The following is a 21,557-nucleotide window of genomic DNA, read 5'->3' as shown; positions in this document are numbered from 1 at the left end:
TCGGGTTACTCCCCTTCTGGTGCTGCGCTGTCACGCACGTTATCGCGCCGGGACGAGGTGCCGAGAACCACCGCCACGGTCGTGCCGCTGGGTTGCCGCGGCCTGATCTCCAACCGGCCCCGGATACGTTCCGCCCTCTCGGCCATGATCGCAAGACCGTACCGCCCGTCGGGGCGCTGGTCAGCCATCCCCTGACCGTCATCCGACACTTCTATTTGCGCGTACGGGGGGTCGACCTCACACGTGACCCACAAATTGGACGCTCCGGCGTGCTTGCGGGCGTTGGTCACGGCCTCCTGCGCGATGCGCAGCAACTCGGCCTCGGTGGCCGCCGGCAGGCGGGCCGTGGACTCGTCCAGCGACAGGTGCACCCGCAACCCGCCCGACGCGCCGACGGTGCGGGCGTACTCGGCGATCGCCGCGGCCAGGCCGCCCTGCCGGTCCACCTCGCTGCGCAGCTCGAAGAGGCTCAGCCGCAGCTCCTGGATCACCCGGGTCACCTCGGCGCGCAGCGTCCGCAAGGCCTCGGCCGTCTCGTCCGCGTCGTCGAAGACGGTGGCCAGGGCGTTGTCGATGCCGTAGCCGACCATCACCAGCTCCTGCGCCACCCCGTCGTGGATCTCCCGGGCCAGCCGCTGGCGCTCCTCGTTGGTGGCCAGCGACCGGACCTCGTCGAACAGCAGCGCCGCCTCCAGCCGCAGCGCGGCGGGCCGGGTCAGCCCGGTCACCCGGGACACCACCGGCGGCGGGTACGCCTGCGCGACATCGGCCTCCAGCACCACCAGCCCCACCGTGCGTACCCCCGCGACCAGCGGGACGATCAGCGCGGACACGTCCGGACCCCGGTGCGAGCGGGACTGCGAGCGGGCGGCGGTGGTGGCCTGCTGACTGGCCCAGGCGTCGGCGATGGCCGAGTCCGCGTCCAGCGTCGTCTCCCAGTCCACGCGGTCCGCCCCGGCCTGGGCGAGGACCACGAGCCGGCCGCCGCCGCTGGCGGACAGCACCGCGCCGCGGTCCGCCCGGGCCACCGTGCGCAGCTCGTCGATCAGGTGCTCGGAGATGCCCCCCGGGTCCAGGGTCGCCCCGGGCAGCTGCCGGGCCACCGTCCGCAGTTGGGTCAACAGCCGGGTGGCCTCGGCGTACGGCTGGGGCTTGCTGTCGGCGCGTACGGCCATCACCCGGTGCAGGGTGCCGGCGGCGTAGAGCCCGAGCGCGGCCAGGATCAACCACTGCGCGCAGACCGCGAGGTAGCCCACCTGGCCGAGTTGACGTTCCCCGTCGACCTCGGTCAGCGCCCCGCTGACCAGCAGCGTGCCGGCGGTCACCGCGAGCAGCGCCGCGCCCTCGCGGAAGCGGCGGCGCAGCGCGGTGACGGTCACCGGCACCGCCAGGTAGGGCAGCACGGCGGAGGCGCCGAGCCCGTCGACCGTGCCGCCGATCGACGCGACCGCGGCGACCTGGCTCGCGGCCAGCCCCAGCACCACCACCTCGGCGACCCGGCTCAGCGGCCCGACCAGCCGGTGCTGCGGCGCGAGCAGGGAGGGCAGCCCGGCGACCGCCAGCAGCGCGATCCACCACAGCTGGGTGACGTCGCGGGTGGCGAACAGGGTCAGGATCGCGACCAGCGCCAGCATCACCACGCGGGCGGCCGCGGCGAGAGGATGCGGGTGTGGGACGGCGGTTGTGGATGCGGGCACGTGACGGATCGTAGTCAGCCGCGGTAGATGTCGGCGATCTCCGCCGCGTACGTCTTGTGGACGACCTGGCGTTTGACCTTGAGCGACGGGGTCAGCTCGCCGGTGACCTCGGTGAAGTCGCGGGGCAGGATCCGGAAGACCTTGATCGCCTCGGCCTTCGACACGGCCTGGTTCGCGGCGTCGATGGCGGACTGCACCTCGGCGCGCAGGCCCTCGTGCTCGCGCAGCGTCTCGACCGAGGTCTCCGGTGGGAGCCCGGCGTTCGCCAGGAAGGTCGGCAGCGCCTCCTCGTCGATGGTGACCAGCGCCGCGATGAACGGCTTCGCGTCTCCGACGACGACGCACTGACTGATCAACGGGTGCGCCCGGACCTGGTCCTCCAGCACCGCCGGGGCGACGTTCTTGCCGCCGGCGGTCACGATCAGCTCCTTCTTGCGGCCGGTGATGCTCAGGTAGCCGTCGGCGTCGAGCTGGCCCAGGTCACCGGTGCGGAACCAGCCGTCGGGGCTGAGCGCCTCCGTGGTCGCCGCCTCGTTGTGCCAGTAACCCTGGAAGACCAGCTCGCCGGAGATCAGGATCTCGCCGTCGTCCTCGATCCGGACGGTCACGCCGGGCAGCGGCCGGCCGACGGTCCCGATCCGGGTGCCGGTGGGCAGGTTCGCGGCGGCGGCGGGGGACGTCTCGGTCAACCCGTACCCCTCCAGGACCGTCACGCCGACGCCGCGGAAGAAGTGGCCGAGCCGCGCGCCCAGGGGCGCGCCGCCGGAGATGGCGTCGCGGCACCGCCCGCCGAGCGCGGCGCGCAGCTTGCGGTAGACGAGCCGGTCGAAGACCGCGTGCTGCGCGCGCAGCGCCAGGCCCGGCCCGCGCGAGGTCTCCAGCGCCTCGCTGTACGAGATGGCGACCTGCTCGGCGCGGGCGAAGACGCCGCCCTTGCCGTCGGCCTCGGCCTTCTGCTTGGCCGCGTTGTAGACCTTCTCGAACACCCGGGGTACGGACAGCACGAAGGTCGGCCGGAACTCCTGCAACTCGCCGACCAGGTTCTTGGTGTCCGCGCAGTGGGCGAGGGTGGCCCGTGCCTGCACCACGCCGATCTGGATGAGCCGGGCGAACGCGTGCGCCAGCGGCAGGAAGAGCAGGGTGCTCGCGCCGGCGTTGAACAGGTTCGGCAGCACGGGCACCGCGTTGGCGATGTCGGCGTACATGTTGCGGTGGGTCAGCACGCAGCCCTTGGGGCGGCCGGTGGTGCCGCTGGTGTAGATGATGGTGGCCAGGTCGTCGGCGCGGACCGCCTCGCGCCGCTGCTCCACCTGGGCCAGCTCGACCGTCGCGCCGACGGCGACCAGCTCGTCGACCGCGCCCCGGTCGATCTGCCAGACGTTCGTCAGCTCGGGGAGGCGGTCGCGGACACCGGCGATCAGCTCGGTGTGGGCGCCCGTTTCGACAAGCGCGGCGACCGCGCCGGAGTCGGCGATGATCCAGGCGGCCTGCTCGGCGCTGGAGGTCTCGTAGATCGGTACGGTGACCCCGCCGGCCGCCCAGATGGCGTAGTCGAGCAGGGTCCACTCGTAGCGCGTCCGGCTCATCAGGGCGACCCGCGCGCCCGGCTGGACGCCGGCGGCGATCAGGCCCCGGGCCACGGCCGCCACCTCGTCGCGGAACTGCAGGCAGGTCACTTCGGCCCAGGTGGTGGTGTCGCCGCCGTCGGCGGAGCGGGTGGCGCGGGCGAACTGCACGGTGTCCGGCGCGATCTCGGCGTTGTCCCAGACCGGATCGGTGAGGTTGGCCGCCTCGCCAACGGTGACGATCGGTGGAACGGAGAACTCGCGCACTTGCACTCCTTCGTGCTCGCACTGGCCTGGGCCGGACTCTGCCCGAGAGCATCGGCTCTGTCGAAACCTACCCGGCGGGCGGTTCGGGTGGGGTAGGCAGGGCGCGGCGGGGGCGGCGGGGGGTGTGGGCGGCGTCAGCCGGGTAGCCTCCCCCCATGGCGGACTCCTCCACCCAGTCGATCATCATCGGCGCGTCACCCGACCGGGTGGCGACGGTCATCTGCGACTTCCCGAGTTACCCCGAGTGGACCGAGGCGGTCCGCCGTGCCGAGGTGATCGAGGAGTACGAGGACGGCTACGCCAGCCAGGTGCGGTTCACCATCGACGCCGGGGTGATGGCCGACGAGTACGTGCTCGCCTACGAGTACGTCGAGGACCTGTCCCGCGTCGAGTGGCATCTGGTCGCCCCCTCGAAGATGCAGAAGAGCCAGCGTGGCTCGTACGACCTGGTGGGCAACCCGGACGGGACCACCACGGTGACGTACACGCTGGAGGTCGAGCTGTCCGTGGGGATGCTCGGCATGTTTCGGCGCAAGGCCGAGAAAATGATCATGGATACGGCGTTGAAGCAGCTCAAGCGCCGGGTAGAAGCACCCGGTGCGGCGCAGTGACGCGTCCGGCAGCGGGGTAGAGGAGCCGAGGGTGGGCGGAACGGACCCGGGTTCGGCCCGGGAAGAGGCGGAGCGTCTGGTGGCGGCCCTGCTCGCGGGGGCGCGGCTGGCCTCCAGCGGGTCGACGGGCGGCGCGTTCGGCCCGTTGGGCGGGATGTTGGCCGGTGTCCTCGGTCACAGTGCCGCTCCGGGCGGCGGCGATCGCGCCCGTGGTGGTTTCGCCACCGGTTCGGCCGAATGCTGCGTCTGCCCGGTCTGTCGTGGCATCGCCGCGTTGCGCGATCCGAGTCCGGAATTCGCCGAACGCCTCGCCACCGGCGCGGGCGACCTCGCCGCCGGCGTGGCCAGCCTGCTCCGCGCGTTCGCGCCGCCGGAGCCGTCCCCGACGACCGGGCCGGAGTGGGCCGCGTCGTCGCAGGCGGCGGCCGGTGCGGGCGGCGACGGCGAGCCGGCGCGGCCGGCCTCGACCGCGCGGTCGGCCGAGGCCTTCGACGAGCACGTGTGGCGCGATGCCACCCGCACCGGGCATGATTCCCAACCGGCGCCGGAGCGGGATGTCTGGTCGGTCGCCACCCGGTCGGCGGACACACCCGCCCCGGCCACCGCGGCACCCGTCGACGACGCCGGGGCGGTGGCCGCGCCGGTGCCGACCAGCCGACCCGTGGTGCCCGCTTCGCGGGCGTCCGACGACACCGGCGCGGACGCGCCGGGCGGCGGCGCCTGAGCGCGGGACATCGCGATCCGGACCGGCGTGCCCCGCGGCGCGCGCGAGCCGGACAGCACAGCAGAGGGGAGCGGCGGCGGTGACGCTGACCATCGGAGTCGACGTGGGTGGCACGAAGGTGGCCGGCGGTGTCGTGGACGACACCGGCACGGTCCTCGTGCAGAGCCGACGGGACACCCCCGCCGACGACGTCGCCAAGACCCGCGACGTCATCATCGAGCTGGTCGACGAGCTGGCCGCCGGGCGAACGATCGAGGCGGTCGGCGTCGGCGCGGCCGGCTGGATCGACGCCACCCGCTCGACCGTGCTCTTCGCCCCCAACCTGGCCTGGCGCGACGAGCCGCTGCGCGAGTACGTGAGCGCCGCCGTCGGCCTGCCGGTGATCGTGGAGAACGACGCCAACGTGGCCGCGTGGGCCGAGTTCCGCTACGGCGCGGCCCGCGCCGCCGACGACTCAATGATCATGTTCACGATCGGCACCGGCGTCGGCGGCGGCATCGTCCTCGGCGGCGAGCTGATGCGCGGCGCGCACGGCATCGCCGCGGAGCTGGGCCACATGCTGGCCGTGCCGGACGGGCACCAGTGCGGCTGCGGGCGGCTCGGCTGCATCGAGCAGTACGCCAGCGGCAGCGCCCTGGTCCGCTTCGCCCGTGCCGGCGCTCGACAGGAGCCGCAGCGGGCCACCGCCCTGCTGGAGCTGGCCGGCGGCGAGCCCGAGGCGATCACCGGTCACATGGTGACCGCCGCCGCGCAGGGCGGCGACCCGGTCTCCGCCGAGGCGTTCGCGCAGATCGGCCGGTGGCTGGGCACCAGCCTCGCCGACATGGCGCAGATCCTCGACCCGCAGGCCCTGGTCGTCGGCGGCGGCGTGATCGACGCCGGTGACCTGCTGCTCGGCCCGACGCGTCGCTCGTACCTCGACGCGCTGGCCCAGCGGGGACGCCTGCCGGTGGCCGAGGTCCTCCCCGCCGAGCTGGGCAACAGCGCCGGGGTGATCGGCGCGGCCGACCTGGCCCGCCGGATCTGAGGGCGGCCAGGAGATGGGCGTACCGCTGCGCGTGGTGTCGTACAACATCCACAGCCAGCGCGACGACACCGCCGCGCTGGCGGCGGTCGTCCGGGCCGCGAAGCCGGACGTCGTGATCGTGCAGGAGGGTCCGCGCCGGTTCCGGTGGCGGCAGAAGTCGGCCACGCTGGCCGAGTCGTTCGGCCTGGTGGTGGCCGCCGGAGGGCTGCCCGCCCTGGGCAACCTGCTGCTGACCAGCCTGCGGGTGCAGGTGCGCGGCGCCCGGTGCCAGCGGTTCCCGCTGACCCCGGGCCGGCACCTGCGCGGCGCGGCGTACGCCGACTGCCGGGTCGGCGACGCCCGCTTCACCCTCGCCGGCTCGCACCTGTCCACCGACCCGGCGGAGCGACCCGCGCAGGCCGCCGAGTTCCGACGCGGCCTGGACGCCGCGAATGCTCCGGTGGTGGCGGGCGCCGACCTGAACGAGGGCCCGGACGGGCCGGCCTGGGCGACGGTGGCGCGCGGCCTGACCGACGCGGCGGTCGCGGCCGACCGCGCGGAACGGCTCACCTACTCGTGCGCCGACCCGCGCCGGCGCATCGACGCGCTCTTCGTCGACCCCCGGATCACCGTGGTCGACTACGACGTGGTGGACACTCCGCAGACCCGCCGGGCCAGTGACCACTTCCCGGTGCTCGTCGACCTGCTGCTGCCCGCCACGGCCTGACCCCCACCGGTCCGGACCCGCCGATCGGTCCGCGCCGGGGCTGGACATCCGGCTCCGATGTGGAGAGGATTTCGCGGCGAACCGGCACCCGTGCCGCACAAAAGGAGATGTCCCGGTGTCCACCTCCACCGACCAGGGCCGGCCCGACCCGGATGCGATCCCGTCCGCGCAGAGCCGCGACGGCCGCTCGCTCTCCGACCGGGGCGACACGGTCTGCGTCATCGGCGCCGGGGCCAGCGGCCTGACGGCCATCAAGAACCTGCGCGAGCACGGGTTCGGGGTGGACTGCTACGAACGCGAGACCGGCGTCGGCGGGGCCTGGAACTGGCGGCACGACCGCAGCCCGGTGTACGCCAGCACCCACCTGATCTCGTCGAAGCCGTTCACCCAGTTCCCCGACTTCCCGATGCCGGACTCCTGGCCGGACTACCCCCACCACGGCCAGCTCCTGTCGTACTTCGAGCGGTACGCCGACCACTTCGACCTGCGCTCGCACATCTGGTTCGGCACCGAGGTCGTCCGGGTCGAGCCCGCGCCGGGGGAGCGGTGGGACGTGACGACCCGCTCCACCGGCGGGTACGGCCCGGAGCGCACCTCCCGCTACGCCGCCGTGGTGATCGCCAACGGGCACAACTGGTCGCCGAAGCTGCCCCGCTACGAGGGCCTGGAGGAGTTCCGGGGCGAGATCATGCACGCGTCGTCCTACAAGGACCCGGCGCAGTTGCGCGGCAAGCGGGTGCTCGTGGTGGGTGCCGGCAACACCGGTTGTGACATCGCCGTCGAGGCCGCCCAGCAGGCGTCGCGCTGCTGGCACTCCACCCGGCGTGGCTACTGGTACGCCCCGAAGTACGTGCTGGGCCGACCGGCCGACCAGATCAACGACGCGCTGCTGTCACTGCGGGTGCCGCTGCGGGTCCGCCAGTGGCTCTACCACTGGACGATGCGGTTGACCGTCGGCAACCTGACCCGCTTCGGGCTGCCCAAGCCCGACCACCGGGTGTACGAGACGCACCCGATCGCCAACAGCCAGCTCGTCTACTACGTGGGCCACGGCGGGATCGGCCCGGTGCCCGACATCGCCCGGTTCCAGCCGTACGCCGTGGAGCTGGCCGACGGCCGCGAGATCGACCCCGAGCTGGTCATCTTCGCCACCGGCTACCTGCCGCGCTTCGAGTTCCTCGACGCGTCGGTGTTCGGCGACAGCGCCGGCACCGGCCGTCCCACGCTCTGGCTCAACGCCTTCACGCCGGGGCACCCCACGCTGGCCGTCGCCGGCCTGGTGCAGCCGGACTCCGGCCTGTTCACCCTGTCCCACTGGCAGACGGTGCTCTTCGCGCGGCTGCTGCTGGCCCGACGGGACCGACCCGAGCGGGCCGCCGCGTTCGCGCAGCGGGTCCGGGACCGGGCCGGGGAGCGCTACGCGGGCCAGGTCAAGGACAGCAGCCGGCACTGGTTCGAGGTCGGGCACGCCGACTACCTGCGCGCCGTCCAGCGCGCCCTGCACGACCTGGAGGGCAAGTGAGCGCGAGGAGTGAGCTTGCGAGCCCCGCAGTCGCGAACGAAAGGCTGGATCAGTGACCGAGGTGCGGATCATGCGGGGCCGGGAGTGGGCTCGTCCGGTCCGGCCGGCGCGCCGTGAGGTGCTCAGCGCCGTACCCGAGTTGGAACAGGGGCGTCCGCCGCTGCTGTTCGTACCCGGGTTCGGGCACGGGGCGTGGGCGTTCGCCGAGCACTGGCTGGGCCATGCCGCGTCGCGGGGCTTCCCGGCGTACGCGCTGAGCCTGCGGGGGCACGGCGGCAGCGAGCCGGCGCCGGAGGCGACGCTGCGCGCGTACACCCATGATGTGACCCAGGTGGCCGCGAGCCTGCCGCGCCAGGCGGTCCTGGTGGGGCACGGCGCCGGGGCGCTCGTGGTGGCCCACGCGATGGCGCGCTATCCGGCGCGCGGCGCGGTGCTGGTAGCGCCGGTCTTCGGCGGCTGGGGCGTCTTCGGTACGGCGGTGCGCCGCAACCCGGCCGGGACGCTGCCGGCGGTGTTCGGCGGACCGCTGCGGCTCAGCCGCGCGCAGCTGTTCAGCCGGGAGTTGCCCGACGAGGACGCCCGACGGTACGTGGCGCGGCTGGGCCGGGCCGGTCGGCGCGCGCAGTGGGCGCTGCTGGGCGAACCGCAGGCCGAGGCGGCCGTGGGCGAGCCCCCGGTCCTGGTGCTGGGCAGCCCGGACGACCGGGTGGTGCCGGCGGCGACGTTGACGCGGGTCGCCCGCCGGTACGGGTCGGCGCCGCTGTTGTTCCCCGGCATGGGGCACGACCTGATGCTCGACGCGCGCTGGGCCGAGCCGATCGACGCGATCCTGGACTGGTTGGAGAAGGAGCCCGCCGGCCGCTGATCACGCGGCCCGGTCAGCCGCCGGCGTGCTGGGTCGCCCGGGTCGCCGGCCGTGGCACCCGGGCGGTGCCGTCGGTGCTGGTGAGGCGGCTGACCAGCGCGCCCGTCTCGTCGAGGGCGCTCAGGTAGGAGCGGGCCCAGGCCCGGATGTCGTGCTCGTGCAGGTGGGCGCGCATCGCCCGCATGCGGGCGATGACGTCGGCGGGGTCGGCCCGCAGCGCCGTGCGCAGCGCCTGCTTGAGCCCTTCCAGGTCGTGCGGGTTCACCAGGTACGCCTGGGACAGCTCCGCGGCGGTGCCGGCGAACTCGCTGAGCAGCAACGTTCCGGTGTCGTCCACCCGGGCGGCGACGTACTCCTTGGCGACCAGGTTCATCCCGTCGCGCAGCGGGGTCACCGCCATCACGTCGGCGACCCGGTAGAGCGCCGCCAGCTCGGCCCGGTCGAAGGGCTGGGTGAGGTAGTGGATGGCGGGCTCGCCGACCCGCCCGAACTCGCCGTTGATCCGGCCCACCTCGCGCTCGATGCGTTCGCGCAGGATCTGGTACTGACCGACGCGTTCCCGGCTCGGCATGGCGACCTGGACGAGCACCGTGTCGCGGACCTTGACGTCGCCGCTGGCCAGCAGCTCGCTGTACGCCTTGAGTCGCTGTTCGATGCCCTTGGTGTAGTCCATCCGGTCCACGCTGAGGATGACCTGCCGGGGATCGCCGAGATCCTGCCGCAGGCGGCGGGCCCGGGCGGCCACGTCGGGGCGGGCGGCGAGGGCGGCCATCTCGGCCGTGTCGATCGAGACGGGGAACGCGCCGATGCGGACCACCCGGTCGTCGATCCCGATCCGACGGTCGGTGGCCGGCAGCTCCAGCACCCGGGTCACCAGCTGGGCGAAGTTGTGTGCCGCCTGCGCCCGCTGGAAGCCCACCAGGTCGGCCCCGAGCATGCCGCGCAGCAGCTCGGCGCGGCGCGGCAACTGCATGAACAGCTCCGGCGGCGGGAACGGCACGTGCAGGAAGAAGCCGATGCGCAGGTCGGGGCGGAGCGCGCGCAACAGCCCGGGTACGAGTTGCAGGTGGTAGTCCTGTATCCAGACCACGCCTCCCGGCTCGGCCACCTCGGCGGTCGCCTCCGCGAACCGCTGGTTGACCCGCTGGTACGCCTCCCACCAGCGCCGGTGGTGCTCGGGTTGCTCGACGGCGTCGTGGTAGAGCGGCCAGAGGGTCGCGTTGGCGAAGCCTTCGTAGTGATCGCGCAGGTCCTCGTGGCTGAGAGCGACGGTGTGCATGTGGACGCCGTCCACGTCCGGCAGGGCGGGCGCCGGGCCGGTGCCGCCGGCCCAGCCGACCCAGATCGCCGGGGTGTGTCGCAGCAGCGGGTGTAGCGCGCTGACCAGCCCTCCGGGGCTGCGTCGCCACTCGCAGGCGCCGTCCGGGGCCTGGCTGTCGTCGATGGGGAGGCGGTTGGCCACCACCACGAGGGAACTCTGTCGCATCTCGGGCATTCCGATCAGCAGAGGACTGACCGCCACGAGCAAGGGAAAACCGGTCAGTCAGCGGGGGAAGTGACGTACAGCGGTATTCCTACTGACAGTAAGTTACACCACTGTTACGCCCCGAGTGAGGGCGGTCGTGTCCCGCGATGCGGGCCGGGTAGGGCCAGCTTCATAAGGGCGGCCGGCCAGTTTCTTGCTGATGAAACAGGCGCTAGACGACGGCGCCGTTGTCCGGGTCGTCGTCCTCCTCGTCACCGGGGCGCAGCCGCCAGATCAGCGTGACGAAGCCGGCCAGGATGCCCGTGAACCCGAACAGGGTGACCGCCGAGCGGTCGATCGGGAGCAGCGACGGGAAGAGGAAGAGCACGAACCCGACGACCACGGCGAGCGCGCCGACCACCGCGTACTTGGAGACGCGGGGCAGCGGCGGCGGCGGGGGCGGGTGGTAGGTGTCCTCGTCGTCGTCCGGCAGGTCGGCGCCGAAGGTGTCCAGACCGTCCAGCAGTGAGGGCTCATCGTCCCGGCTGTTGCGGCCGACCGAGATCCCGGAGAAGTCGGTCGCCGACGGCAGTCGACGGACGTCGGTCGCGGTGGGCCCGGCCTCGTCGACGCCGGAGCGGGCGAGCGGACCGGCCGTCGGCTCGTCCCGGGTGTCCCGGTCGTCACGTTCGTCCACGTCCTCCGCGGCCGGCCAGGGCCGCTCGTCGGTGGTCGAGGGGGTGCTGTGGAAGCCGGCCACGATCCGGGCCCACTCCGCGTCGATGTCCGGCTCGTCGCGGGCCGGGGGCTGCTCCGGGGCGCTCTCGTCGGCGAGCTGCGTCAGGTAGTCACGGGCGGTCCGCAGGTGCGAACGGTCGACGTAGAGCCGGTCGACCGGACGGGCCGGGACGGTGGTGGTACGGGTGACCGGATTGAGGTCGGCCGACGGTTGCAGGTAGGCGGCGATCCCGCCGGCGGCCAGCACGTCGAGCAGGTGCTCGCCGACGCGCGGATCGACATCGCCGACGACGGCGTACTCGCTCGCGTCGAGCCCGTTGTCCCGCCGTCCCCGGCGGGCCCCACCCGCTGACACCCGGACATCCTCCTCAACGCGCCCTGCGGCGCGGCCACCGCTGCCCCCTCGACGCCCGTGCGCACGTCGTGCTCTGAATCGTGACACGTCAGGGGCCGGTTCCGGGAGTGCGTTGTGTCGCGTCTTGGAAAGTCGGGGCTGCCGTCGCAGGTCGCGGCGGGGGTTCTTTGTCCGTTCTTGCGCGAGACGTGCGATCTCGGTGATCGTTGACGCCAGGGCGACCCGCGGTCCCGAACACCGCCCTGCGACCTGCCACCGACCGGGAACGAGAGGCGCACGTGGCTACTGACGACCACGAGGAGCTGAACATCCCGCCGCACCTTCAGACCTTCGCGCAGCGTCATCACCTTGACTACCGGCAGACGCCGCCCGGGATCGCGCTCTACCTGGGCCTGGGTTCGGCCCTGCTGGGGTTGCTGTTCAGCACCGCCCCGAAGGTCACCGGCGACCGGGCCCTCGGCTATCTGATGCTGGGCAGCGGTGTCGTGCTCCTCGTCGTCTCGCGGGTGCTGCACCGGCGCACGCGACGTCGGGAGGAGCAGCTGTACCAGGAGTTCCTGCAGTGGAAGACGGAGCGCGGCGAGTAGAGGTCGACATGGATCCGGCCTTGGAGACCGTCGTGGGGGAGCGCGTCCGCCGCGTCGTGGTGGTGAGCGTCCGTCCGTTGTGGTGAGAGCGCTCGCTTCGTAGGCTCCACGGGGATGACGGCCAGCGCTGTCGCGCCCCCCTCGGAAAGGACGCCGGTGCTCTACTGGCTGTTGAAGCACGTGATCCTCGGTCCGCTGCTCAAGTTGATCTTCCGCCCGCGGGTGGAGGGGCTGCGCCACGTGCCGGCGACCGGCCCGGTGATCCTGGCCAGCAATCACCTCTCCTTTTTCGACTCGATCTTCATCCCGTTGATCGTCTCGCGGAGGGTCACCTTCGTGGCCAAGGCCGAGTACTTCACCGGCAAGGGGATCAAGGGCTGGTTGACGAAGATGTTCTTCGTCGGCACCGGCACCATCCCGGTGGACCGCTCCGGCGGCCAGGCCGCCCGCGCCGCGCTGGACACCCAGTTGCGGGTGCTGCGCGCCCAGGGGGTGGCCGGCATCTACCCCGAGGGCACCCGCTCCCCGGACGGGCGGCTCTATCGGGGAAAAACCGGGGTGGCCCGGCTGGCCCTGGAGAGCGGCGCGGTGGTGGTCCCGGTGGCGATGCTCAACGCCGACGAGCTCCAGCCGCCCGGCCGGTTGCTGCCCCGGATCGGCCAGGTGCGGGTCCGCTTCGGCGCGCCCCTGGACTTCTCCCGCTACGCGGGCCTGGCCGGCGACCGGTTCGTCGAGCGCGCGGTCACCGACGAGATCATGTACGAGGTGATGGAGCTCTCCGGCCGCGAGTACGTCGACATCTACGCGCAGAAGCTCAAGACGCCAGTGGCCGCCTGACTCTCAGCAGGCGACCGCCGGTCCGGTCGGGCTGATCGGCCGGCCGGTCAGCGCCAGCAGGCCCGGCGCGTCGTTGCGTAGGGCGAAGGTGCGCACCTCGGCGCGGGGCGCCCGCGCGCCGGCCGGGTCACCCGCCCGGGTCAGCTCCGCGGCCGCCAGCGCCAGCGCCAGCACCCGGTCGCTCGCGTCCGGGATCCGCCCGTACGTCTCGGCGGCGGCCAGGTGCAGCTCGGCCGCGCGCCGGTGGTCGCCGTCGGCCGCCGCCACCGCCGCCGTCACCGTCCGCAACGCCGCCTCCGACCACGGCGTCCGATGTCCGACCCGGTCCAGCATCGCCCGGACCCGCACCGCGGCGTCCCGGCCGGCCAGGGCGCCGGCGTACGCGGCCGCGGCGATCCACTCCCCGCTGGCCAGCGCCGGCACCGCCGACCAGGACCGTTCCAGCTCGTCGATCAGCTCCGCAGCCTCGGCGTGGCGCTCCTGCAACGCCCGACACAGCGCGGCCATGCCCAGCATCGTCCAGCGCAGCCGGTGGAAGCCGCTGCGCCGGGCGGTGGCCAGCGCCTGCCCCAGGTCGGCCGGGTCCTCGTCGTCGCGCAGCACGAGCAGGCAGCACCGCAGCCCCCGCACCTGCATGTCCCAGCTACCGGTCGGCGTGTCCACGAACGCCTCCGCCGCGGCCAGCAGCCGGCCGAAGTCACCCTCGAACCAGGCCCGCATCGCCTCGGCCGAATAGCTGGTGGTCAGCGTCTGCCCGCTGGCCGTACGCGCCGGAGCGGCCGAGAGCAGGGCGTTCGAGCGCAGCCAGTCGCCCTCCTCGCGGATGGCCCAGGCCAGGTTCTGGGTGGCCCGGGGCAGCGCGAGCAGCTGACCGGCCCGGCTGAACTCGACGATGGCGTGCAACTCGTCCAGGCCGATCCGGTCGCCGGCCTGGTAGCGGGCGGTGGCCGCGGTGATCCGCGCGTTGGTCCGCGCCTCGGTCAGGCCCAGCCGCTCCGCGATCTCCGCCGCGGTGTCCGCCGCGGACACCGCCGGGTCGCGCTCGTAGTTGAGCATGTGCAGGCGGCCCAGCTCGGCGTACGCGTCGGCCTTCTGCGGGCTGTCCGGTAGCTGTTCGAACAGTTGGACCGCGCGATCCAGGCAGGCCAACGCCTCACCCCGGTCGGCGCGCAGCCACGCCGCCTGGCCGAGCAGCGTCCACGCCCGCGCGGCGCACGCGTCGTCACCGTGCGCCGCCAGCCGGTCGGCCAGCGCGTGCACCTGCTCCGGCCCGCCGCCGGAGAGGAACGCGTTGCCGTCCCGGTAGAACGAGATCTCCGTGCTCAGCAGCTCCAGTTGCAGCCGGCCCACCGGGTCGCTGTCGCCGGCCGGGCCGCGCGGCCTGGCCGGCGTGGCTCGCCGCCGCCTCCAGCCCGTGCAGGGCGTACGCCCGGCGGGCCGCCCGGTGCAGCGCCTGTCGCGCGGGCCCCGCGTACCGCTGCATCTGCATGCCGAGGGACCGCGCGATCTCGTGGGCCGCCCAGCGGTGGTGGGCGAGGACCTCGGCCAGGTCGGTGTCGCGGCTCTGCGACAGCGCGTCGAGCCAGTCCGCGGCCCGCTCGTGCCGTGCCACCCGCTCGGTTCGGGGCAGCCGCTGGTAGCAGACGTCGCGTACCAGCACGTGCCGGAACCGGAACTCGGCCTGCCCGGCCATCGTCGACGCGGCCTGCTCGTGCACGAAGTCGCGCTGTTCGAGGCGGCGCAACGCGCGCTCGACCGACTCGACCGGCTGCCCCAGCGCGGCGGCCACCGCGCCCGGCCAGAACTGCACCCCGACCACCGAGGCGGCGAGCAGCACCGCCCGGTCCTTGGCGTCCAGCAGGTCCACCCGGTTGGCGATGACCGAGTGCACGCTCTCCGGCATGGTCAGTTCGAGCTGCTTGTCCAGCGACCAGCCCCGCCCCGACTGGCGCAGCGCGCCCTGCTCGATCAGCATCCGGACGTACTCGTGCGCGTAGAGGGGGTTGCCGCCGGCCACCTCGATGAGCGGCGTCAGCATCTCGGCGGAGAACGCCGCCTGGCCGAAGAGGTGCGCGTACAGGGCGGCGATGCCGGTGTCGCGCAGCGGCGGCAGGGTGATGGTCACCGAACCCGTGATCGTCCCGGCCCAGCTCGGGTCCCGGTCGACCAGCTCCGGACGGGCGGTGCACAGCAGCAGGAGGGGCACCTCACGAGCCGCCGCCCCGAGCAGTTCCACGAAGCGCAGCATCGCGTCGTCGGCCCAGTGCAGGTCCTCGAAGACCAGCACGGTGGGGCGGCGGGCCGCCAACGCCAGCAGGAACCGCCGCCACGCCGACTCCGCCTCCTCCGCCGGCAGCGGCGTGCCGGGCAGTCCGACCAGCGGACGCAGCGCGTCGACGACCCGGTCGCGCTCACCCGGCCCGATCAGCTCCCCGACCGCGGTGCCCAGCCGCTGGGCCGCGCTGGCGGCCGGGTCGGTGTCCAGGATGCCGGCCTCGGACTTGACGATGTCGGCGAGCGCGGCGAACGTGACGTTCTCGCCGAACGGCGGGCAGCGTCCCGTCCGCCACGTCAGCGGCTCGTCCACCAGCCGGCCGGTGTGCCGGTACAGCTCGCGCAGCAGCCGGCTCTTGCCGATTCCGGCCCGGCCGAAGATCGTCACCACCTGGGGCAGCCGGTCGCGCAGCGACCGGTGCAGGGCGTTGACCAGCATCCCCAGCTCGTGCTCGCGGTCCACCAGGGGCGTGGTGTCCGGCTCCCGGTCGGTGGGCTGACGGCGCAGCGGGGACAGGGCGAGCCACACCTCGGTGGGTGAGGAGCGCCCGCGCAGGGTGACCGGGGGCTGCTCCTCGTAGCGGATCGCGTCCTTGGTCAGGGCGTGCGTGGTGCCGCAGACCAGCACCCCGCCGGGCGGCGCGACCGACTGCATCCGCGAGGCGGTGTTCACCACGTCACCGGCCACGATGGCCTGCCCACCGTCGCGGGCGGCGGCCACGTCGACGAGGGCCTCACCGGTGGCCACCCCCACCCGGAAGCGCATCTCGGTGCTGCCCGTCGGCGCGAACCGGGTGAGCACCCGTTGCAGCTCCAGCCCCGCCCGTACGCAGCGCAGCGCGTCGGTCTCGGTGGCGATCGGCGCGCCGAAGAGCGCCATCACGGCGTCACCGATGTACTTCTCCACCACCCCGCCGTACTGGCCGACCACCCGGCGGGCCGCCGAGAAGAAGCCCGTCTGCATGCCGCGGACCTGCTCCGGATCGGCGCGCTCGACGTACGGGGTGAAGTCGATGAGGTCGACGAAGAGCACGCTCACCCGCCGGCGGTCCTCCTGCGGGGTGACCGTGGCGGTCCGGTCGGTGCCCGGCCGGGGCGACCCGCACGAGGTGCAGAACGCGACGTCCGAGGCGAGCGGACGAAGGCAGTGCGGGCAGACAGCACCCAGCTCGGCGCCGCAGCCACCGCAGAAGCGGTCACCGTCGGCGGCCGTGCGTCCACAGCGCCCACACTGCGCGGCGATGACACACCCTCCACTGGCGATACCGGCCACGCCCCCAGCGCCGCCGCCCGCAAGGAGTATCGCTGCCGAAAGGGCTGTCGGGTACCGGCCTGTTGGTTTGTGGACAGTCCACCAACGGCTTGAGCGACTACATTCAGTCCGCCACATCTTCGATCAGCGACCAGAGGGGGACAGGTCAATGGTGTACGTAAAGCTGGAGAGTGACTGGACCGACGGCAAGGGCGTCAGTCACTCGGCGGGCGAGTCCGTGGACGTCGACGCCGCCACGCTCGCCACGCTGCAGGCCGAGGGGATCGTCAGCGAGCAGTCCACCGGCTCGGGCGGCGACAGCAAGGGCCCGAACAAGTGGGCCGGCCCGGGCAGCCCCGGAGTCTGAACCGCACTTCGGTGACACAGCGCAACGGCCGGGCCGCCCACGGGCGGCCCGGCCGTTGCGGATGTACGACCCCGCGTTCGGGGGCGGTGGGGCAGCTCAGCGGTCGTTCATGCCCGCCCGGCGGCGCAGCGCGGCGACGTCGGTGACGACGATCCGGCGCCCCTCGGTCCGCAGCCAGCCGCGGCTGGCGAAGGAACCGATGGCCTGGTTGACGCTCTGCCGGGAACCGCCGGCCATCTCGGCCAACTGGCTCTGGTTCAACTCGATGGTGATCATCGGGGCCTGGCTCTCGCCGGCCAACCGGACCAGCGTCTTGGCGACCCGACCCGGCAGGTCGAGGAAGACGTGGTCGGCGTTCTGCTCGGTGAGTCGGCGGATCAACCCGCCCAGCGACCTCATCACCGCGTCCAGGATGCGTGGGTTGGAGTGCACCAGCTCCATGAACGCGCCCCGGGAGAGCGCGAGCGCCGCGCAGTCCTCGATGGCCTCGGCCGACGCGGAGCGCGTGGAGGCGTCCAGCAGGGAGACCTCGCCCAGCACGTCCGGCGGACGGATCACCGACAGCACCGCCCGCTCGCCGGTCGGCGCGGTGCGGAACACGGCGACCGCGCCCCGGCGCAGCACGATGAGCGACTCGCCCGGGTCGTTCTCGACGAACAGCAGCTGACCCTTGCGGTAGGTGCGCGGAACGGCGGCCGCGATGACCCGCTGCCGCACCTCGGGCTCCAGGCCAGCGAACATCTCGACACCCGTGAGCGCGTCACCCGGCTCCGGCAGGCGCATCTCCACGGCCCAACCCCTCCCCGGTCATGGACCACACAATCGCTCACCGGGTGAACCTGATGGCCCTGACGAGGTGAACTGACACCGGTTCGGCATCCGGTAGCGGTACACATCAGATCATGACGGTCCGGTCGCTTGCTGTACACCCCTCGAAGCACTTCCGTGACCGTCGCGAGCTGCGGCGTACCCCCTGGGGCGTCGCCGGAGCGGCGTCGGCGGCCCGGGTCGCGGCCGGCCCACGGCGGGCCGGCCGGGCTCGGACCCGGCCCCGCCGCGCGCCGACGGACGGCGGTGGGTGAGGATGTCCGGAATGGTCTACCGCTACTTCTACGACTGCGAGTTCATCGAGGACGGCCGGATCGTCGACCTCGTCTCGATCGGTGTCGTCGACGAGAACGGCCGCGAGTTCTACGCGGTCTCCACCGAGTTCGACGACTCCCGAGCCGTGCCCTGGGTCCGACGTAACGTGCTGGACCGGCTGCCGTCGCCGGCCGACCGGGCCTGGCGCTCGCGGGAGCGCATCCGCGACGACCTGTACGACTTCCTCATGGAGCCCGTCCGGGACCGGCCGGCCGAGCAGTTGGAGCTGTGGGCCTGGTACGCGGCGTACGACCATGTGGTCCTCGCCCAGCTCTGGGGTGCGATGCCGGCGCTGCCCCGGGAGATTCCCCGGTTCACGAAGGATCTGCGGCAGCTCTGGGACGACCGGGGCCGGCCGGCGCTGCCGGACGCGGACGCGGCCCGGCACGACGCCCTGGTCGACGCCCGGCACAACCTGGCCCGCTGGCGGGCGATGACGGCGCGCTGAGCGATGGTCATACGTCTGTAGGTTTGACCGGTTCTGTCCCGGGCAACGGTTCGTCAGCCGAGCCGAGGGAGATTGCCATGAGCAACGATCCGACCAGCGTCGCCGACGCCCGGGCGCGGGTCACCGAACTGATCCGCGCCGCACGGATCTGCATGCTCACCACCATCGCGCTGGACGGGCGGCAGGTGAGCCGGCCGATGGGGCTGCAGGAGGCCGAGTTCGACGGGGACCTCTGGTTCTTCGCCTACACCGACTCGGCCAAACTGCGCCAGATCAGGGTGAATCCGGAGGTCAACGTCGCCTTCTCCGACCAGAGGCACAACTCCTGGGTCTCGGTCTCGGGGACGGCCAGTGAGAGTTCCGACACCGAGCGCGCGAAGCGGCTCTGGAACCCGCTGCTCAAGACCTGGTTCCCGGACGGGCTGGACACTCCCGGCCTGACCCTGATCAAGGTGCACGCCAGCTCCGCCGAGTACTGGGACTCGCCGAGCAGCACCGTGGTCAACCTTCTCGGCTTCGCCAAGGCCGCCGTCACCGGCCGTCCGCCGTCATCCGGCGAGAACCGTGAGGTGACCTACTGAGCCGCCGCCCCCGGGGCGCGCTGTCGTCGCGCGCGCAGGCCGACTACAGTGCGCAGTGACGGCCCGCCCCGGGCCGGCAACGGCGCCGATGGTCTGACCTGACACATACCCTGGGGCATATCGGGCTTTACCTGATGCTCCAGGAGGATGAGCGGATCATGCGTATCGGCGTGCTCACCGGCGGCGGCGACTGCCCGGGTCTCAACGCGGTCATCCGGGCGGTGGTCCGCAAGGGCGTCGCCACTTACAGTCACGAGTTCGTGGGCTTCCGGGACGGCTGGAAGGGCCCGCTGGAGGGTCTGTCCCGCCCGCTGGGCATCGCCGACGTGCGCGGCATCCTGCCCCGGGGCGGCACCATCCTCGGCTCGTCCCGGACCAACCCGTTCAAGATCGAGAACGGCGTCGAGCGGATCAAGGACAACCTCGCCGAGCAGGGCGTGGACGCGCTGATCGCGATCGGCGGCGAGGACACCCTCGGCGTGGCCACCAAGCTGCACGAGCTGGGCGTGAACGTCATCGGCGTGCCGAAGACGATCGACAACGACCTCGGCGCCACCGACTACACCTTCGGCTTCGACACCGCGGTCAACATCGCGATGGAGGCCATCGACCGCCTGCACACCACCGCGGAGAGCCACCACCGCACCCTGGTCGTCGAGGTCATGGGCCGGCACGCCGGCTGGATCGCCCTGCACGCCGGCCTGGCCGGTGGCGCCAACGTGATCCTGCTGCCCGAGCGGCAGTTCGACGTCGACCAGGTGGCCGGCTACGTCGAGAAGCGCTTCCAGCACCAGTACGCCCCGATCGTCGTGGTCGCCGAGGGCGCCCAGCCGCTCGACGGCCAGATGGTGCTCGCCAACCAGGAGCTCGACTCGTTCGGCCACGTCCGCCTCGGCGGCATCGGCCAGTGGCTCGCCGAGCAGCTGGAGGCCAAGACCGGCAAGGAGGCCCGCACCGTGGTGCTGGGTCACATCCAGCGCGGTGGCACCCCGACCGCCTTCGACCGGGTCCTCGCCACCCGCCTCGGCCTGCAGGCCATCGACGCCGCCAACGACGGCGACTGGGGCAAGATGGTCGCGATGCAGAGCACCGACATCGTCCGGGTGCCCCTCGCCGAGGCCACCCGCGAGCTGAAGACCGTGCCGCTGGAGCGGTACCAGGAGGCCGAGGTCTTCTTCGGCAGCTGAGGTGTAAGGAAGGGCCCCCTCTTAACGCGTGGCGTATAGCAGGGGGCCCTTACTAACAGTCGACCCGTAGCAGTCGACCGACGAGGAGGCGTGGTGAGCGGGCACACGGTTGCGGTGATCGGCGCGGGCAAGATCGGCGAGCTGATGCTCTCCGGGCTGCTGCGCTCCGGATGGCCGGTGGAGCGGCTGCTCGCCACGGCGCGCCGACCGGACCGCGCGCAGGAGCTGTCCGACCGCTACGGCGTCCGGGTGGTGGACAACCTCACCGCGGTGGAAGAGGCCGACGTGCTCGCCGTCTCGGTCAAGCCCCAGGACGCCGCAGCGCTGCTGGACGAGATCGGCCCGAAGGTGCCCGCCGACAAGCTGGTCATCTCGCTCTGCGCCGGGCTGCCCACCAGCTTCTTCAACCGTCGGCTGCCCGACGGCACCCCCGTGGTCCGGGTCATGACCAACACGCCGGCGCTGGTCGACCAGGCGATGACGGCCATCTCCGCCGGCGCGTATGCCACCGGGGCGCATCTGAGCCTCGCCGAGGAGATGTTCAAGCCTCTGGGTCAGACCATCCGGGTGCCCGAGTCGCAGCAGGACGCGGTCACCGCGCTCTCCGGCTCCGGACCGGCCTACTTCTACCTGCTGGTGGAAGCCATGATCGACGCCGGGATCCTGCTCGGTCTGCCGCGCCAGGTGGCGCACGAGCTGATCGTGCAGACCGCCATCGGGTCCGCCGTGATGCTGCGCGACTCCGGCGAGCACCCGGTCAAGCTGCGTGAGGCGGTCACCTCGCCCGCCGGCACCACCATCTCGGCGATCCGTGAGCTGGAGAAGCACGGCGTCCGCGCGGCGCTGCTCGCCGCGCTGGAGGCGGCCCGGGACCGCGCCCGCGAGCTGGCCGCCCAGGCCGACTGACCACGCCGAGCGGGGTCACTGCGGCGCGGTAGGTGGCGCATACTGGCGGCGTGTTCACTCTCGCCCAGGCCCGGCACCTGGTGGCCACCCTGCAGCCGCGTGTCGACGAGCTGATCCGTGTCCGCGCCGACCTGGCCGAGTTGCGCGTCGACCTGGCCGACCACGGGGTCAGCGCGCTCGGTGGGCTGGCCGAGGTCAAGGGGCTGGAGGCCCGGCTGCACGCCGTCGTCGACGAGCTGCACCAGCACGAGATTCAGGTCAAGGGCATCGCGCCGGTGCTGCTCGACTTCCCGGGCGAGCGCGAGGGCCGCGCCGTGCTCTGGTGCTGGCTGGAGGGCGACTCCGACGTGCGGTGGTACCACCGCGCCGAGTGCGGCTTCGCCGGCCGTCGCCCGCTCTGACCGTCCCGCGCCGCCGCGCCGCTGGGGTGTTG

20 protein-coding genes are annotated in these 21,557 nt (G+C 72.9%); 14 read left to right on the top strand and 6 right to left on the bottom strand.

The window, feature by feature from the left end:
- Positions 1–5: 5 nt before the first annotated feature.
- Entirely contained in the window at positions 6–1,697 is a 1,692-nt protein-coding gene (locus ACQP03_RS25490; protein WP_357126777.1) for a sensor histidine kinase, read from the bottom strand.
- A 14-nt stretch (positions 1,698–1,711) separates the two neighbouring features.
- Positions 1,712–3,529, bottom strand: a complete 1,818-nt coding sequence (locus ACQP03_RS25485; protein ID WP_433458773.1) for an AMP-dependent synthetase/ligase — start codon at positions 3,527–3,529, stop codon at positions 1,712–1,714.
- A gap of 155 nt (positions 3,530–3,684) precedes the next feature.
- Between ACQP03_RS25485 and ACQP03_RS25480 the strand changes: the two genes are divergently transcribed.
- The 6 genes from ACQP03_RS25480 (at position 3,685) to ACQP03_RS25455 (ending at position 8,984) form a co-directional block, all read left to right on the top strand.
- Positions 3,685–4,140 carry an SRPBCC family protein gene (locus tag ACQP03_RS25480; RefSeq protein WP_433458771.1) on the top strand — a complete coding sequence of 152 codons (456 nt, stop codon included), beginning with the start codon at positions 3,685–3,687 and terminating at the stop codon, positions 4,138–4,140.
- A gap of 31 nt (positions 4,141–4,171) precedes the next feature.
- Entirely contained in the window at positions 4,172–4,864 is a 693-nt protein-coding gene (locus ACQP03_RS25475) for a hypothetical protein (RefSeq protein WP_357126786.1), read from the top strand.
- Between the two features lie 79 nt (positions 4,865–4,943).
- Positions 4,944–5,891: an ROK family glucokinase gene (locus ACQP03_RS25470; RefSeq protein ID WP_357126789.1), complete on the top strand. Its 948-nt coding sequence runs from the start codon at positions 4,944–4,946 to the stop codon at positions 5,889–5,891.
- Between the two features lie 13 nt (positions 5,892–5,904).
- Positions 5,905–6,597, top strand: coding sequence for an endonuclease/exonuclease/phosphatase family protein (locus ACQP03_RS25465; protein WP_357126792.1), 693 nt, complete (start codon positions 5,905–5,907; stop codon positions 6,595–6,597).
- A gap of 115 nt (positions 6,598–6,712) precedes the next feature.
- The gene (locus ACQP03_RS25460) at positions 6,713–8,119 is read left to right on the top strand and encodes a flavin-containing monooxygenase (protein WP_357126795.1); all 1,407 of its coding nucleotides are present in this window, start codon (positions 6,713–6,715) and stop codon (positions 8,117–8,119) included.
- A 70-nt stretch (positions 8,120–8,189) separates the two neighbouring features.
- Positions 8,190–8,984: an alpha/beta hydrolase gene (locus ACQP03_RS25455; protein WP_357127310.1), complete on the top strand. Its 795-nt coding sequence runs from the start codon at positions 8,190–8,192 to the stop codon at positions 8,982–8,984.
- Between the two features lie 13 nt (positions 8,985–8,997).
- On the opposite strand, the gene ACQP03_RS25450 is transcribed toward ACQP03_RS25455, so the two are convergent.
- Positions 8,998–10,470, bottom strand: coding sequence for an alpha,alpha-trehalose-phosphate synthase (UDP-forming) (locus tag ACQP03_RS25450; protein ID WP_357126798.1), 1,473 nt, complete (start codon positions 10,468–10,470; stop codon positions 8,998–9,000).
- 211 nt (positions 10,471–10,681) lie between these two features.
- Positions 10,682–11,542 (bottom strand): DUF308 domain-containing protein, encoded by an 861-nt coding sequence (locus ACQP03_RS25445; protein ID WP_357126801.1) that lies wholly within the window; start codon positions 11,540–11,542, stop codon positions 10,682–10,684.
- 278 nt (positions 11,543–11,820) lie between these two features.
- Here ACQP03_RS25445 and ACQP03_RS25440 point away from each other — a divergent pair, with 278 nt between their 5' ends.
- Together ACQP03_RS25440 and ACQP03_RS25435 are read left to right on the top strand one after the other, a co-directional pair.
- Positions 11,821–12,129, top strand: a complete 309-nt coding sequence (locus ACQP03_RS25440) for a hypothetical protein (protein ID WP_357126804.1) — start codon at positions 11,821–11,823, stop codon at positions 12,127–12,129.
- Between the two features lie 156 nt (positions 12,130–12,285).
- On the top strand, positions 12,286–12,966 hold the full coding sequence (locus ACQP03_RS25435; protein ID WP_357127312.1) for a lysophospholipid acyltransferase family protein: 681 nt from the start codon (positions 12,286–12,288) through the stop codon (positions 12,964–12,966).
- 1,222 nt (positions 12,967–14,188) lie between these two features.
- Here the strand turns inward: ACQP03_RS25435 and ACQP03_RS25430 are convergent.
- On the bottom strand, positions 14,189–16,513 hold the full coding sequence (locus tag ACQP03_RS25430; RefSeq protein WP_433458767.1) for an ATP-binding protein: 2,325 nt from the start codon (positions 16,511–16,513) through the stop codon (positions 14,189–14,191).
- 148 nt (positions 16,514–16,661) lie between these two features.
- Between ACQP03_RS25430 and ACQP03_RS25425 the strand changes: the two genes are divergently transcribed.
- Positions 16,662–16,859, top strand: coding sequence for a hypothetical protein (locus ACQP03_RS25425; protein ID WP_357126810.1), 198 nt, complete (start codon positions 16,662–16,664; stop codon positions 16,857–16,859).
- A gap of 96 nt (positions 16,860–16,955) precedes the next feature.
- Here the strand turns inward: ACQP03_RS25425 and ACQP03_RS25420 are convergent, their stop codons facing one another.
- The gene (locus tag ACQP03_RS25420) at positions 16,956–17,648 is read right to left on the bottom strand and encodes a Crp/Fnr family transcriptional regulator (protein ID WP_007463121.1); all 693 of its coding nucleotides are present in this window, start codon (positions 17,646–17,648) and stop codon (positions 16,956–16,958) included.
- A 304-nt stretch (positions 17,649–17,952) separates the two neighbouring features.
- Between ACQP03_RS25420 and ACQP03_RS25415 the strand changes: the two genes are divergently transcribed.
- The 5 genes from ACQP03_RS25415 to ACQP03_RS25395 all read left to right on the top strand — a co-directional run bounded on the left by ACQP03_RS25415 (position 17,953) and on the right by ACQP03_RS25395 (position 21,525).
- Positions 17,953–18,450 carry a polyadenylate-specific 3'-exoribonuclease AS gene (locus ACQP03_RS25415; RefSeq protein WP_357127315.1) on the top strand — a complete coding sequence of 166 codons (498 nt, stop codon included), beginning with the start codon at positions 17,953–17,955 and terminating at the stop codon, positions 18,448–18,450.
- 77 nt (positions 18,451–18,527) lie between these two features.
- Entirely contained in the window at positions 18,528–19,031 is a 504-nt protein-coding gene (locus tag ACQP03_RS25410; RefSeq protein ID WP_433458764.1) for a pyridoxamine 5'-phosphate oxidase family protein, read from the top strand.
- Between the two features lie 158 nt (positions 19,032–19,189).
- The gene (locus ACQP03_RS25405) at positions 19,190–20,218 is read left to right on the top strand and encodes a 6-phosphofructokinase (protein WP_357127318.1); all 1,029 of its coding nucleotides are present in this window, start codon (positions 19,190–19,192) and stop codon (positions 20,216–20,218) included.
- Positions 20,219–20,362: 144 nt separating this feature from the next.
- Positions 20,363–21,124, top strand: a complete 762-nt coding sequence (proC, locus tag ACQP03_RS25400; RefSeq protein ID WP_433461214.1) for a pyrroline-5-carboxylate reductase — start codon at positions 20,363–20,365, stop codon at positions 21,122–21,124.
- 50 nt (positions 21,125–21,174) lie between these two features.
- Positions 21,175–21,525 carry a DUF2203 domain-containing protein gene (locus tag ACQP03_RS25395; RefSeq protein WP_355049422.1) on the top strand — a complete coding sequence of 117 codons (351 nt, stop codon included), beginning with the start codon at positions 21,175–21,177 and terminating at the stop codon, positions 21,523–21,525.
- Positions 21,526–21,557: the final 32 nt, after the last annotated feature.

The sequence above is a fragment of the Micromonospora sp. CA-248212 genome (genome assembly GCF_050948405.1).
GTDB lineage: Bacteria > Actinomycetota > Actinomycetes > Mycobacteriales > Micromonosporaceae > Micromonospora.
This window is presented reverse-complemented; position numbering and strand designations above follow the sequence as displayed.